The sequence below is a fragment of the Methylomonas sp. MS20 genome, assembly GCF_050275925.1.
Taxonomy (GTDB): Bacteria; Pseudomonadota; Gammaproteobacteria; order Methylococcales; family Methylomonadaceae; genus Methylomonas; species Methylomonas koyamae_A.
This window is the reverse complement of sequence record NZ_CP189962.1, coordinates 1,774,329-1,787,854: the sequence shown is the minus strand read 5'-3', so window position 1 is coordinate 1,787,854 and position 13,526 is coordinate 1,774,329. Positions and strand designations below refer to the sequence as shown.

Annotated in this window: 9 protein-coding genes; 4 read left to right on the top strand and 5 right to left on the bottom strand. The window is 54.3% G+C overall.

The annotated features are described in order from the left end of the window. The first annotated feature begins 377 nt into the window (after positions 1-377). From ACQE3D_RS07730 to recG, 4 genes are all read left to right on the top strand, one after another. On the top strand, positions 378-2,045 hold the full coding sequence (locus tag ACQE3D_RS07730; RefSeq protein ID WP_427551506.1) for a DUF4331 family protein: 1,668 nt from the start codon (positions 378-380) through the stop codon (positions 2,043-2,045). A gap of 81 nt (positions 2,046-2,126) precedes the next feature. Continuing rightward, entirely contained in the window at positions 2,127-3,350 is a 1,224-nt protein-coding gene (locus ACQE3D_RS07725; RefSeq protein WP_427551505.1) for a hypothetical protein, read from the top strand. Next, positions 3,337-4,458 carry a HupE/UreJ family protein gene (locus ACQE3D_RS07720; protein WP_427551504.1) on the top strand — a complete coding sequence of 374 codons (1,122 nt, stop codon included), beginning with the start codon at positions 3,337-3,339 and terminating at the stop codon, positions 4,456-4,458. Before ACQE3D_RS07725 ends, ACQE3D_RS07720 begins: the two co-directional genes overlap by 14 nt. An 80-nt stretch (positions 4,459-4,538) precedes the next feature. Next, positions 4,539-6,656, top strand: coding sequence for an ATP-dependent DNA helicase RecG (gene recG / locus ACQE3D_RS07715; protein WP_427551502.1), 2,118 nt, complete (start codon positions 4,539-4,541; stop codon positions 6,654-6,656). A 95-nt stretch (positions 6,657-6,751) separates the two neighbouring features. On the opposite strand, the gene ACQE3D_RS07710 is transcribed toward recG, so the two are convergent. The 5 genes from ACQE3D_RS07710 to ACQE3D_RS07690 all read right to left on the bottom strand — a co-directional run bounded on the left by ACQE3D_RS07710 (position 6,752) and on the right by ACQE3D_RS07690 (position 13,404). Further along, entirely contained in the window at positions 6,752-8,326 is a 1,575-nt protein-coding gene (locus ACQE3D_RS07710; protein ID WP_427551501.1) for an ArnT family glycosyltransferase, read from the bottom strand. Between the two features lie 2 nt (positions 8,327-8,328). Further along, positions 8,329-9,786, bottom strand: a complete 1,458-nt coding sequence (locus tag ACQE3D_RS07705; protein WP_427551500.1) for a glycosyltransferase — start codon at positions 9,784-9,786, stop codon at positions 8,329-8,331. 115 nt (positions 9,787-9,901) lie between these two features. Further along, entirely contained in the window at positions 9,902-10,708 is an 807-nt protein-coding gene (locus ACQE3D_RS07700; RefSeq protein WP_427551499.1) for a glycosyltransferase, read from the bottom strand. 84 nt (positions 10,709-10,792) lie between these two features. Then, positions 10,793-11,530, bottom strand: a complete 738-nt coding sequence (locus ACQE3D_RS07695) for a class I SAM-dependent methyltransferase (protein WP_427551498.1) — start codon at positions 11,528-11,530, stop codon at positions 10,793-10,795. 554 nt (positions 11,531-12,084) lie between these two features. Beyond that, complete coding sequence (locus tag ACQE3D_RS07690) at positions 12,085-13,404, bottom strand: TRZ/ATZ family hydrolase (RefSeq protein WP_281022787.1); 1,320 nt, start codon at positions 13,402-13,404, stop codon at positions 12,085-12,087. Between the last annotated feature and the right edge of the window lie 122 nt (positions 13,405-13,526).

Genomic DNA, 13,526 nt, shown 5'->3' with positions numbered 1-13,526 from the left:
TGCGCCTAGCGGCGGCTTAGTAAAGATGGTAGGAGTTTCGCGGAGTGCGTTACCAGCGAGAGTTAAGGATTTCGCGCCTGTCACCACGGTCTACCCCCTTGGAAGGCGTTAGTAGGTTGCCAATAATGTGAATCGTAGACCAAAATTTTTTTTTAAGCGGTGAATTTTTTCACTCAATTACGCCTATGGGACATTGCAAAATGTTCCGGCTCCCGTTCCATAAAATAAGCCTACATTTCGTAACGTTGACTTTATTCGGGTCTGGAGTTAGCTTGCAGACTCCGTTTCGACACTCGCGCCCCAGCCGAATCCGGTCCGGCCCGCGTCCTCGCCGAACGGCGCTTTCCCTACAACAACTACAGAAGGGGATCACAGCCATGCACATCTTCCGTTCGTTTCGCACCGCACGTACCTGCCGAATCGGTCTAGCGACACTCGGCCTATGCCTGATTCCGCACTTCGGTCAAGCCGCCGACCACAACGACCCCAACGCGATCAACTCGATTTTCGCCGACATCCCGCCGAGCGCCGCCGATTTGTACGATTTGTTCGGCTACCCCAGTGCCGACCAAGGTCAGGGCGAACAAGTCGTCGTGGCCTTGACCTTCGCGTCCATTCCCAAGGCCGGGGTATTCGACACTGACCTGCTCTACCGGATCCAATTCGATCCCGATCCGCGCGCAGCGCTGGGCATGGGCGACCAAATCGATTTGAAAAACCTGCTGAATTACGCCGAAGCGGTCGGCAAGAAATACATTAATTTCAAACCCGGCGAGGTGAGGGTCACGTTCAATCAACAAAACCAGGCGAAACTGGATTTCCTGGGCTTTCCCGACGGCGATTTCTCGCAGGTGATCGATACCAACAAAGTCGTCGAACTGAAAACGCCGAACGGATTCGCGATCAAGACCTTCGTCGGCGGCCGCGACGATGCTTTCTTCAACGATTTGCCCGGTTTTTTCCGATCGATCAACTACGCGCCGCAGTATTACCACGTGCCGGTCAAGGACAAAAAATCCGCCGAGGCCAGGATTCCTAAGACCTTGCTTGAACTGGAAGGCAACAGCTTTTTCAATTACGACAAAAACCTGCCTGACTGGGGCATCACGGTCAAAAAAGACCTACCCAAGCAGCCAATGACCTGGAACGGCAACCGGTTTTACAAGGATGCCAACGGTAATTTCCGCTTCGTTTATACCGGCCAGGACGCCCGCGCCGGTGGCAACGTCAACGCGATTGTGCTGGAACTGCCGCTGAAGTTTTTGACCAAAAACCCGGAAACCGAACGCATTGTCCGGACATGGGGTGAAAGTTGGATGCTGCGCGCATCGGCGAAGGCCAAGGCGATTCCGGAACATTCGCAATGGTCGTTGCTGGCCAAGCTCGGTGGCGCGCACGAATCGCCGGCGCCGGTGGCCGGCTTCAACAACCGTCTGAGCGATTACAAAAAAGTCGACGTGGACGGCGTACCCTTCCTGGATGCCGCGCTGAATCTGCGGGAAGACGAAAAGCAACTGGCCGACAACGTCAAACTCGGCGAGGTCTACGTCAAGCGCTTTGCCCACTTGGGCTGGGGCTTCGGGCCGTCGATCAACGCACTGGGGCTGAACAGTTGCTTCGACCATTCCAACGCGCCGGTCTCGGTGTTCAAGACCTACGATCTGGCGATCGAGGCCTTCAAGCGCTCCAAAAAGTGTTTTTTCCAACGGGTCAACATGCCGGACAACAGCTGGAACGTCAAAGGCCTGGACATCAAACCGCCGCGCACCTTCGAAATCTTTATTCCGAACGTGGCGTCGATAGACATGGATACCAACGGCTCGTGGCCCTTCGGCCGGCGCCTGGAAGACCAGGTGGCGACGCGGTTTTTGTCCTTGTTTCTGGCCATGGAAAACGGGTGCGGCGGCAAACCCTGCAGCGTGGAATCCTTGAACAACCCGGCGCTATGGGCTTCCGCCCCAATCGAGCCCAAAACCACGCCGAATCCGGTCAAAAACGACAAGCCGTTCTTAACCGAATTCCCGTATCTGGCCGAGCCCTGGTAAGCCGTTACCGAAGCCATGCACCGACCGGCAGGCGCGCCGCGTGGCGACCGCGTCCGCTCGCGAACCCGGTCAGCCACGAGAATGGCTCTCGCGGTGGCGGGCTGGATGCTGGCCGCCTGGGCGGGGCTGGCATTGGCACTGTTCGGCGCTTTCGAAACCACCGATTATCGTCGCGATTGGTCGAAGCTGACCGATTTAGCGGCCGGTACTTCGGGCGAAAGCCCGGTCAATCAGGCGATGTTGGCCGCCCAACGCTACTGGCTGAGCGCCACCCCCGGCGACCGCGCCACCGTCGAACAACGCTTGACGGCGGCGCGGCGCGCGGCGCCGGATAGCCCGGCGCTACGGATGCTGGAGGCCCGCTGGGCCGCTCACCACCATAAACCCGCCGAAGCAGCGGTTCATCTAGCCGAACTGGCCGCACAGGCCAATTGGGACGACGCGCCGAGCCGGCTCGGCTTGGCGATCGACATCGCCTTGCAGCAAGGCCGCATCGAAGATGCTCAAAAGTTGCTGACCGAATCGGCTCGGCAAACCGACTGGGCGCTGTTGGCCCAATACGCGTTGCTGATGGACAAAACCGGACAGACCGAACGGGCTGAGCAAAGCTATCAAGACGCCGAGGAGATGTTGACCGCCAAAACCATGCGCGACTTTGCCTGGCTGGAACTGCAGCGCGGCTATCTAGCACTGAGTCACGGCAATGCCGGCGCGGCCGAAACACACTACCGGTTGGCGCTACGCGCCTATTCCGGCTATTGGTTGGCCGCCGATTACTGGGGCGAATGGCTGGCGGCGCAACGGCGTTACGCCGAAGCCGTGGCGGTTTATCAGCAATTGGCGCTCTGCACCCGCAAGCCGGAGTTTTATCAAAGCCTGGGCGATCTTTACCAATTCCTGGGCCAAGCCGAGCCGGCGAAATACTGGCACGACAAGGCTTTGGATTTTTACCTGGATGCCACCCGCAATGGCCAAACCCAGTACTACCATCATCTGGCGGCCTTGTACGCCGACGCTTATCTGGACGGCACCAACGCCAGCGCTTGGGCGCGACTTGATCTCGAACAGCGGCCGAACGCCGTGAGCCACGATGCGTTGGCCTGGGCGCTGTTCCGCGACGGACAAATCCAGGCGGCGGTCGCTCACGCCCGTGCCGCGCTGAGCTACCGCTGGGAAGACGCTCATCTATACGGCCATGCCGGCATGATTCTGCTGGCGGCGGGATTCGACGCCGAAGGCCGGGCGGCGTTGGAACGCGCCCGGCAAATCAATCCGCATTACGACGATTTCCATGCGCATCGCTAGCCTTTGCCGGCTTTGCTTGTTGTGCTTCTGTCTGCAAGTGGCTGGCGGCTTGGCGGGCCGGCCTAGCTTTTCCCATCCGATTGCGCAAGGTTCGGCAACCTTGCATATCGGCACCGAGCAAATCTTGTTGGAGATGACGGTGCCGCTGGAGCAAATCGTTATCGCCAACCGAGGCGCGCCGGCCGACAGCGGCATCGACGCTCAAGCGCTGGATCGACATGGCGACTATCTGCTGGCCCACCTGCACCTTACCGCCGATTCCGTATCGTTGACCGGGAAAGCCGTGTCGGCACCGACTACGCTCAACCAGGCGTTAGTCTATCGGCTAACCTATCCGCTGCCCGTCGAAAGACCCGGCGTCGTGAAGATCGGCCAAAACCTGCTGCGGGAAATCGAGTTTGCGCCGGGCAATCCGTGGGAAGTCAGCTACCGCTTGAGCGTTTATCGAGACGGGCACTTGGTCAATCAAGCGTTGCTGGCTTACCAAGAAATACTGAGACTATCGTTGGACGCAGCCGGCTTCGACAGTCGCTTGGGCTGGGATTACACGGTTCAGGGTTGGCGGCATATCTTGCACGGCTACGATCACTTGCTGTTCGTCGCCGGCCTGGTGCTGGCGGTCGGTTCGCTGCGCGAATTGGCGGTCATCGTGTTGCTGTTCACGCTGGCCCACGGATTGACGATGACGTTGGCGGTACTGGATTGGTGGCGGGTATCGCCGCGATTGGTCGAGCCTATGATTGCGTTCAGCATCGTCGCGGTGTCGCTGCAAAACGTCGTCTGGCCCCGTCTCAGCCACGGTAAACCCAGGCAAGCGATTGCATTCGGCTTCGGCTTGTTTCACGGTTTGGGATTTGCTGGGGGCTTGTTGGACAGCATCGCCGCGCTGTCGGCAGAGCAAGTGGCCTGGGCCATCGCCGCGTTCAGCCTGGGCGTGGAGCTGGGTCATTTGAGTGTCGTGATACCTTTATATTACGGGCTGGCTTTGGTTGGCAGTCGCGGCGTGGCGGTACCGGCACCCAGCACTTCACAACGACTCGGTTCGCTGCTGGTCGGTATCGCGGGCTTGCTGTATTGCTATTACTCGGTCAGCGCCGCTTTGGCCTGACTAGCTTGGTTCGCGGGGACCAACAAGACTTGCAACAGCCGGGCATTGCCATTCCGCGCCAAGCATGCCAAATTGGCGGCATGCTTAAATCACTATCCGTTCCGCTGGAACCCACCCAACAACCGGTCACCAAGTTGACCGGCATCGGCGCACAATCGGCCGCGCGTCTGGAAAAGCTTGGCATTCGCACGCTTCAGGATTTGCTATTCCATCTGCCCCTGCGCTATCAGGACCGCAGCCGGATCACGCCGATCGGCGAATTATTGCCCGGCACGTCGGCGTTAGTCTGCGGCACGGTGGAGTTTATAGACGCCATCCAACGCGGCCGGCCCAGCCTGATTTGCCGGATCGGCGATGCCAGCGGCAGCTTATCGTTGCGGTTTTTTCATTTCTCGGTGCAACAAAGCCAACAGCTCAAGCCAGGTACCCTGATCGGTTGTTACGGCGAATTGCGTTACGGCTACTCCGGTTTGGAAATGGTGCATCCGGAATACCGGATCGTCCAGTCCCCGGAGCAACTTTGCGAACCGACGCTGACGCCGGTCTATCCGTTGACCGAAGGCGTGCCGCAAACCACGCTACGCAAGGCGGTCAAACAGGCGCTGACTTTATGTTTAAGCGAAGGCGGCGGTATCCGCGACTGGCTGCCGGCCGCCGTGTTGAGCCGTAATGGTTTTCCGCCGTTAGCCGAGGCCTTGCAAACCCTACACAATCCGCCGCCGCACTTAAACATTGCCGAGCTCAGCGACGGCCAATCCCCAGCCCTAAGGCGATTGGCGTTCGAAGAATTTCTGGCTCATCACCTAGCGCTCCTACAAGGCAAACAAAGCTTTAAACGCTGGCGAGCGCCGGAATTTCATTTCGAAAACTCAGCCAAGCAAGCCTTTATCGAACGGCTGCCGTTTCGGCTGACCGGCGCCCAGCAACGGGTTAGCGCGGAAATTCAGGCCGACTGCGAGCAGGCCCAACCGATGCTGCGGCTGGTACAAGGCGACGTCGGCTCGGGCAAGACCGTGGTCGCCGCGCTGGCGGCCTTGATGGCGCTGCACAGCGGCTATCAGGTCGCGGTGATGGCGCCGACCGAGTTGCTGGCAGAGCAGCATTTCCGCAATTTCTCGACCTGGTTTGCCGACACCGGCTATCCAGTGCATTTCTTGACCGGCCAGCTCAAGGGCAAGGCCAGACAAGCCACGCTGCAAGCCCTGGCCGACGGCGGCGCCGGCATCGCGGTCGGCACCCACGCGCTGTTTCAGGACCAGGTGCAATTTCACAAACTGGGACTGATCGTCATCGACGAACAGCACCGTTTCGGCGTGCATCAGCGCTTGGCCCTGCGGGAAAAAGGCAGCAACACCGGCATGCGGCCTCACCAATTAGTGATGACCGCGACGCCGATTCCGCGCACGCTGGCGATGCTGCAATACTCCGATCTGGATATTTCGATCATCGACGAGCTGCCGCCCGGCCGCCGGCCGGTAACGACTAGCGTCCTACCCGCCGAGCGGCGCGAGCAAATCATCGCCCGCATCGGTCACTGGGTCGTTCAGGGCCGCCAAGCCTATTGGGTATGCACCTTGATCGAGGAATCCGAGCAAATGCAATGCGAAGCCGCCGAGAAAACCGCGGTGTTATTGACGCAAGCGCTGCCGGCCGTACGCATCGCCTTGGTACACGGCCGCATGAAAACGGTGGACAAGGACGCCGCGATGCAGGCCTTCAAGCGTCACGAATGCGACTTGTTGGTGGCGACCACGGTCATCGAAGTCGGCGTGGACGTTCCCAACGCCGGCTTGATGATCATCGAAAATGCCGAGCGCTTGGGTCTATCGCAATTGCATCAATTGCGCGGCCGAGTCGGCCGCGGCGACCGGGAAAGCTTCTGCGTCTTGATGTATCAAGCTCCGTTATCGCTACTCGGCAAGCAACGCCTGGGTATCTTGAAGGAAAGCCACGACGGTTTCGTGATTGCCGAAAAAGACTTGGAATTGCGCGGTCCCGGCGAAGTGATGGGCAGCCGTCAGACCGGCCAAATCCAATTCAAAATCGCCGATCTGGGCCGCGACCGCCATTTGCTGGATTTGGTGGCGCCCACGGCCGCGGAATTGCAAAAGCTGGCGCCGGAAGCGATCGCGCCGCTGATCGAACGCTGGATAGGTCGCAACGAAACCGGCGAAATAGGTTTGATGCACGCGCCGTGACGGATACGTCCGTCGGCCTGTGCGTGGACCAAGATGGACACAGGCTTGGGTTTTTAACAGCGCCGAGTTCTACGAAAACCTCGCCAAGTCCGGTGTTAGCCTTCGCACCAGAGATTGTTCAAATCGACCCGGTAAAGTGTTGCGGGCTGTGGTGTCTGCAAACTCTGCAATTTATTCTTCAGGCTTGCCGGCAAGAATGTCGCCGAATTTAAAACGAGCGTGAGTAAAGCTTGACTATTTCCGCTATCCGCCGGGCTTAAAAGCGTTCCGTCCCGCCAACAGTTGGGGGCTTTGTCCAGTTTAATATCCCTGGGACTCCATCCCAAGGTTTCGCGATCAATAACTGCGTAGGCTTCCTCGGAATTCGAGGATGTGAGTTCGGCGGTAATATCGGCGAAATCGTTTATTCGCAGTCGATCACAGGTGCCGCCGCCCAGCAATGCATAGACGCAGGCGATGTTCCGATTATTGACCGAACCTAAAACAAGCCTTTGGGGATGTTGTTCCGCGAACGCCACCAGCGCTCGACTATTCGCGGTAAACACTTGGTAAGCCTGCTGTTCCAAAAACGACAAACCGATGCCACCGGCCAATGCTAAAAAAACCAAGAAATGGCCCAGTTTGCGTGGCAAACGCTGAATCGCGATACCGGCGAAAACCGCGATCGGCGCTAGAAACAAAGTTAAATAATTGGATTGTTTCATTGCAAACTTTAGCGGTGCCAACGACACCGGAAAAAACGAGAGCACCAATAACAAGGAAACTAGCCAATAAGCGGCATACGCAACGGCGCTAACGGACCGTTCGGAAAATATTGTTTTGATAGTCGCGCAGATACCGTACAACGCCAATACCGGTATTAACCAGGTATGTTTAATATCGAAAAACAAATAATAAAAATAGTACCAGGGACTATCTTCGCCTTGGTTTCCGCCAATAAAGCTACGATTAAGCTGACCGATGACGGTTTTAAAAGCGTGCAGCGGATCGCCCGCAATCATTGTCATCAGCGCAAAGTGAGCCAACAGCATCACCAGTCCGCCAAAAACCAAATAAATCCAGCCAAACTTCCAACAACGAAAAATCAGCGGGTATAAAAGAAATGCACTAAAAGTTAATACCGCCAACTCCTTGACCCAAAATACACAACCTAACGCGATACCGGTCAGAAAATAAGCCAATTTATTCCCGGTTGTTTCGGCCTTAAAAAACGCAATGAAGCTAGAGGTCAAAAACATCGACACCACGGGATCGGCATGTAGCCGTGTAGAAACGGCCACATGCAAGGGCATCAACGCCAGAAAAAGTGCCGAATAAATCGCCGTTTTGTGGTTGATCCCGTTCCAAACAAATCGAAATACCAAAGCTATCTCAATTAATGAACATAGCAAAGGCCATAAATTGGCTGTAAAAAGATTCACTCCAAACAGATAGAGAATGAAACCGGACGGAATATTGTAACCGTAGCGTAATGCGCCGTTGTAATTCGCGCTAGCCCATTCGCCGTAGGTAACATCAAGCGAGCGGCGGAGATAAACCAGATCGTCGGAACCAAAAGGCCCGTTAAAAAACACCAACCTTGTTGCCAACGCAATCGACAGGATAATAAACAGGTATAGAGAAAAGCGGTATCGCCGGTCCAAATAAGCGATGGGAAAGTTTGCAATCATTATCAACGAATCTCTTCGATAAAGAATCTTGGCCGTTGCTTGGTTTCCATGTAAACCTTGGACAAATATTCACCTAAGATGCCTATGCTCAACAACTGTATTCCACCGATAAAATAAATGGGCAAAACGGTAGAGGCCCAACCTGGAATTGTCGCTTCCAAAGCGAATTTAGCCACAAAAATCCAAACGACCATCGCTAAACTCGCCAAACTGACGCCAAGACCAATCCAAGTAATCATCCGCAACGGCACCACGCTGAACGAAGTGACGCCGTCGGCCGCCAGTGCCAACATTTTACTTAGCGGATACTTGGACTCGCCGGCAAACCGTTCGCCGCGTTCGTAATAGACTGTCGCGGTGTTAAACCCGAGCTGTGGAATGATGCCTCGCAAAAACAAGTTAACTTCGTTGAAGTCTTTTAAGCAATCGATCACTCGTTTGCTCATTAATCGATAATCGGCATGGTTATAAATAATATCGACACCCATCGTTTTCAACAACTTGTAATAAAGTTGCGCGGTCACTCGCTTAAAGAAACTATCGGTCTCTCGCGAAGATCGGACGCCATACACGATTTCGCAACCTTCGTTAAATTTATAAATCATTTCTTTAATAACCTGAATATCGTCCTGCAGGTCCGCATCGATCGATACAATTGCTTCGCCATCCGCATTAAAAAGTCCGGCAATTAATGCATTCTGATGACCGCGATTTCTAGACAACTTAATCCCTCGAATACAAGCATGCTGTTGATTAAATTTCGAAATCAGTTCCCAGGTTTTATCTTTGCTACCGTCATCAACGTAATAGATAAAGCTATCCTGCGACACCAAGCCAAGCTCTTGCATCTCCTTCATTAACTCAAGCAACCGGCTATTCGTTTCGGGTAATACTTCTTCTTCGTTGTAACAAGGCAGCACTATCGACAATTTAGTATTCTTAAAAGATAGTTTAGGCTTAACGATATTTTCTATCGTTGACGTCTCGGGTTGAACCGCGCGTTTCCTAAAAATGACTATTTTTTGAATAAAGTAAGAAAGCACCGTCATTGGTGGCACCGCGATAGCGCCCGCTTGGTAGGCATCGAAGCCTTGGTTAATAAAAAACTCGATCAGACGAATGTTAAAAATATAAAGCAAGGCCCAACAAAATGCGAAACGGAAAAATAACTTGCCATTCGTATTCCGAAATACGAAACGCCCCTGAGTAATAAAGCTGAAGATAATACCAAGAATCAAAGCCGCCAAATTGGCTAACTTATAGTTTAATCCAAAGAATAATAGTAGAGCATAAACGGAGTAGCTGAACCCGGTATTGATCGTACCAACAACTAAGAAACGAAAAAACTGTGCATTAAATAGCTTGAATGAGCGGCCAGCACCCGAACTCCTTTTATTCAGATCCGCTTGAGTTGAATTTTCAAGCTGACGAGTCTGATTGTACTTTTTTCGCTTTGTCATAGCTCAACGCTGAAATTTTTAGAATGAATTTTATTTTATTATTTGCAGCTCTGATTAAGCTGAAAATTGTATTAGGCCAGCCGACAAACCCACATCCTATAACACGGATAAGATTTTATGATTGCTGTTCACAAGCGCTTGCTAATCCTTTGTTGATTTTCCAATTCAGCAAGAAAATAAGATACCTGATGGGATACATCCAAACCGGGCTGAAGATTTTGAAAATTCCGCGAACATGCCGACACTGGACGGCTTGTGCTTCGTCTAGCGACGCCCGGCGGTTGGCTATCGTTAACGACCCGGCATGCCAACAAAACGCCGCCAAGACCTGTTCTGTTTTAACGAACGCACCTACTCGCCGTAATTTCAGCAGCAGGTCCAAGTCCATCGTGTACTTTAATGTTTCATCCAATCCGCCAACCTCGGTTAACGCGCTACGCCGAAACAGGCAGGCTTCTTGCTTAATCAAACCAGGAACAAACTGCAATAAAAACGGCGCCGCGAACGGCGGACGGCGGGTAAAAAGCAAACTCCCGCTGCTATCGACATAATCGCAAGCGCCATAAGCAACGACGGCGGAAGCATCGCTGCCCAGCAAAGCGCTCGCGGTGGCCAGCGCCCCAGGACGCAGCATATCGTCGTCGCCCAGCCAGCCCGCATAGCGATGCACCTGCAACGCTTCCGAGAATCCGGCGTTCACCGCCGCTGAAATTTTTCCTGGATGCACCAGGACTCTTGCGCCAAAAGTAGTTGCAATCTCTGAAAGCTCCGGTGTTTGAGCGGTAGATACCAACACGGTATCCACTAAAACACCTGCCTGGTCTTTAATAGACGACAGCGTTCTTCGCAGCGTGTCAAGCCGCTCGCCTAAGGTTGGTATCACAATCAAAATACGGGGTAACTCGATATTTTCAGATGTCACTAACTGATTTCCTACAATGGGTATTTTTACTAAAACCTTATTATTTTGTTGACCGAATCAAACAGCATTCGAATCTTGAGAGCCTCAGATATCGCGACGCGTCGCTAAAAGCTCAATCGAACGATAACGCGGAATTGGCAACGCAAGTTTCTCTATCCACGCATACGCCGGGTTTAGGAAAATTCTCTGAACCTCTTTAATCGGTCTCCAGGCATGCAAAAGCCTGACGACAGGATGAGCAATCGGAAAAATCAAACGGGTAAGGCATTGATCATTTACGGTAAAACCACTGGCTTCTAATAATTTAACCACCGAATCCACCGAAGGATATTCTCGAAGATGCGTGGAATCGAGTACGCGCCGCCCGTCCGGCGCCTTGCGAAAATACCATGCGCCCGATTTTCTAATGACGGTACTGAGATACAACCAACCGCCCCGACGGGTGATTCTCGCCAATTCGGCCAGATATTCGAGTTCGTCCGGTACGTGCTCCAAAACCATGGTACTGATCGTCAGATCGACACTTTCGTCGGCCAATCCCGGAATATGGTGTCCTTCGGCCACAATGCCAGGATAGCCGGTTAATTCGCTGAATCGTCGAACGCGAATAGGCGACATATCGACGCCGATTACTCGGCTATTGACAGCGATATGACTATTCTCGGACAACGACCAAACCAAATGCCCATCGCCGCAACCGACATCCACCACGGTGGGATTTGATTGAATTAAACTCAGCGCTTTTACCAATAACGGCGGAACGCGGCGACTAAAAAAATGTATCGATTTTTGGGAATACTCTTCGAAATCCGATTGACTCATAAAACGCTCAGTTACTCTATAGTGCCTGGAAGCTAAGTTCAAACATCGACAGAGCCCTGCCGAAATTCGAATATGCAATTGAATATTTTTAATTTAAAAATTATCAGGCTTAATTTTAAATAAATATACCCATTCCATCTAAAGCGGCCCGCCAGCTGATTTCAACACCTCGGATAAGCTAGCTTTCCCGCTTAGACTTTTCAGTTCCGGTTGAAATATAGCCTATTGCAGAAGTTTTCTATAGACAATTTTAGGAGATGCCGTCTCTGTTACGGCCTTGGATAATTTGAAACTGTAAGCGTGCCTTCTTGATTTGGCGGAACATCCCTACGCCCGGCGACCGGTAAGCGCCGTTCTGGTTCTCGGCAGCCAAGCGGTGAGCGCTGGGGCGGGAAACTTGAGAGAAGCGAAGCCGAAGCCATGACTTCGTTTCGGCCAACGCGCGCCCTCAACAAAAACCTGTCCGGCACGCTATCGAGGCTCGGCAGGTAGCCAACCGGTCAGGACCATCAACACCGTGTTTCCTTCGGCGCCGACCGCTGGCAATATTCCTTCTAGCTCGGCCCGGCGTTCATCCTTTGGCGCCACTGCTCGACGCGTTGCGTCAGTTCGTCGAGATCTAGCGTCGTCAGACGGCGTTGACTTAATAAGGGCTTGCCGGCTACCCACGCGTCGCTGACTTGATGCCGGCCGGCCGCGTAGACGATTTGCGCGACCGGATGAAAGCACGGCTGAGTTTCCGGGGCGCTTAAATCGATGGCCACGACATCGGCTGCCTTGCCGAGCACCAGCGAACCGATCTCGGTGTCCAAGCCCAGCGCTTTCGCGCCGTTGATCGTCGCCATCTCCAGCGCCGTCCAGGCCGACACCGCACTGGCGTCGCCGGCGACACCCTTGGCCAATAAGGCCGCGGTGCGCATTTCGCCCAGCATATCCAGATCGTTATTGCTCGCGGCGCCGTCTGTCCCCAGCGCCACGTTGATACCGGCCGCCAAGCAGTCCGCCACCGGACAGAATCCGCTGGCCAGTTTCAAGTTGGATTCCGGGCAATGGACAATATGCGCGCCGGTCTCGGCGAATTCGGCGATTTGCTCGGCGGACATCTGGGTCATGTGCACGGCAATGAACGAGGAAGTCAGCAAACCCAGATCGCGCAAACGTTGCAACGGGGTCTGGCCGGTGTTGGCCAATTGTTGTTCGACCTCGTGGGCCGTCTCGTGCACATGCATATGCAGCGTCAAATTCATCTCGTCGGCATAGGTCAGCGCCCGGCTCAGCGGCGCGTCGGACACCGTATACGGCGCGTGCGGCGCGAACGACAGGCTGAGCAGGCTTTCGTGGCGCAATTGTTCGTGCAGGGCCAAGCCCTTGGCCAGATAGGCGTCGGCGTTTTCCGCCCACAGAGTCGGAAAATCGAACACGATCAAGCCGATATTGGCGCGAATTCCGTGTTGCAGCGCTTGTTGCGCGGTGATTTCCGGAAAGAAATACATATCGTTGAAACAGGTAGTACCGCCGCGCAACATTTCGGCTATGGCTAAATCGGTACCGTCGCGCACAAAGGCCTCGCTAGCCCATTGCTGTTCGGCGGGCCAAATGTGGTTCTGTAACCAATCCATTAACGGCAGATCGTCGGCAAAGCCGCGCAGCAAAGTCATCGCCGCATGCGTGTGGCAATTGATCAAGCCCGGAATTAGCGCATGCCGGTCGCGTATCTCCAGCACCCTGGGACGATACTTTCGCAGGGCAAGGTCGCTAGGCAACAAATCGACAATTCTGCCGCCGTCTATCGCTAGACTATAGTTATCGTAAACTACCGAGGCCGGTTCCACCGGTATAATCCATCGGGCCTGTATCAAAAGGTCGACCTGCATGGGTACTCCCGAGCTTAAAAGGCGATGATTATACCGCGCCGCCGTAGGGCCGAGACCAGTCCCCGCCAATCGAGAAGCGTCAAACAACATGTCAGACCCCATTTCCTCGCAGCCAATCGGTT

What these genes read in the sequence shown, in the direction of transcription:
- recG (WP_427551502.1), top strand. Translation starts at nt 4,539, where the DNA reads ATGCTTAAATCACTATCCGTTCCGCTGGAACCCACCCAACAACCGGTC.
- ACQE3D_RS07690 (WP_281022787.1), bottom strand. Translation starts at nt 13,404, where the DNA reads ATGCAGGTCGACCTTTTGATACAGGCCCGATGGATTATACCGGTGGAA.
- ACQE3D_RS07710 (WP_427551501.1), bottom strand. Translation starts at nt 8,326, where the DNA reads ATGATTGCAAACTTTCCCATCGCTTATTTGGACCGGCGATACCGCTTT.
- ACQE3D_RS07720 (WP_427551504.1), top strand. Translation starts at nt 3,337, where the DNA reads ATGCGCATCGCTAGCCTTTGCCGGCTTTGCTTGTTGTGCTTCTGTCTG.
- ACQE3D_RS07695 (WP_427551498.1), bottom strand. Translation starts at nt 11,530, where the DNA reads ATGAGTCAATCGGATTTCGAAGAGTATTCCCAAAAATCGATACATTTT.
- ACQE3D_RS07725 (WP_427551505.1), top strand. Translation starts at nt 2,127, where the DNA reads ATGGCTCTCGCGGTGGCGGGCTGGATGCTGGCCGCCTGGGCGGGGCTG.
- ACQE3D_RS07705 (WP_427551500.1), bottom strand. Translation starts at nt 9,786, where the DNA reads ATGACAAAGCGAAAAAAGTACAATCAGACTCGTCAGCTTGAAAATTCA.
- ACQE3D_RS07730 (WP_427551506.1), top strand. Translation starts at nt 378, where the DNA reads ATGCACATCTTCCGTTCGTTTCGCACCGCACGTACCTGCCGAATCGGT.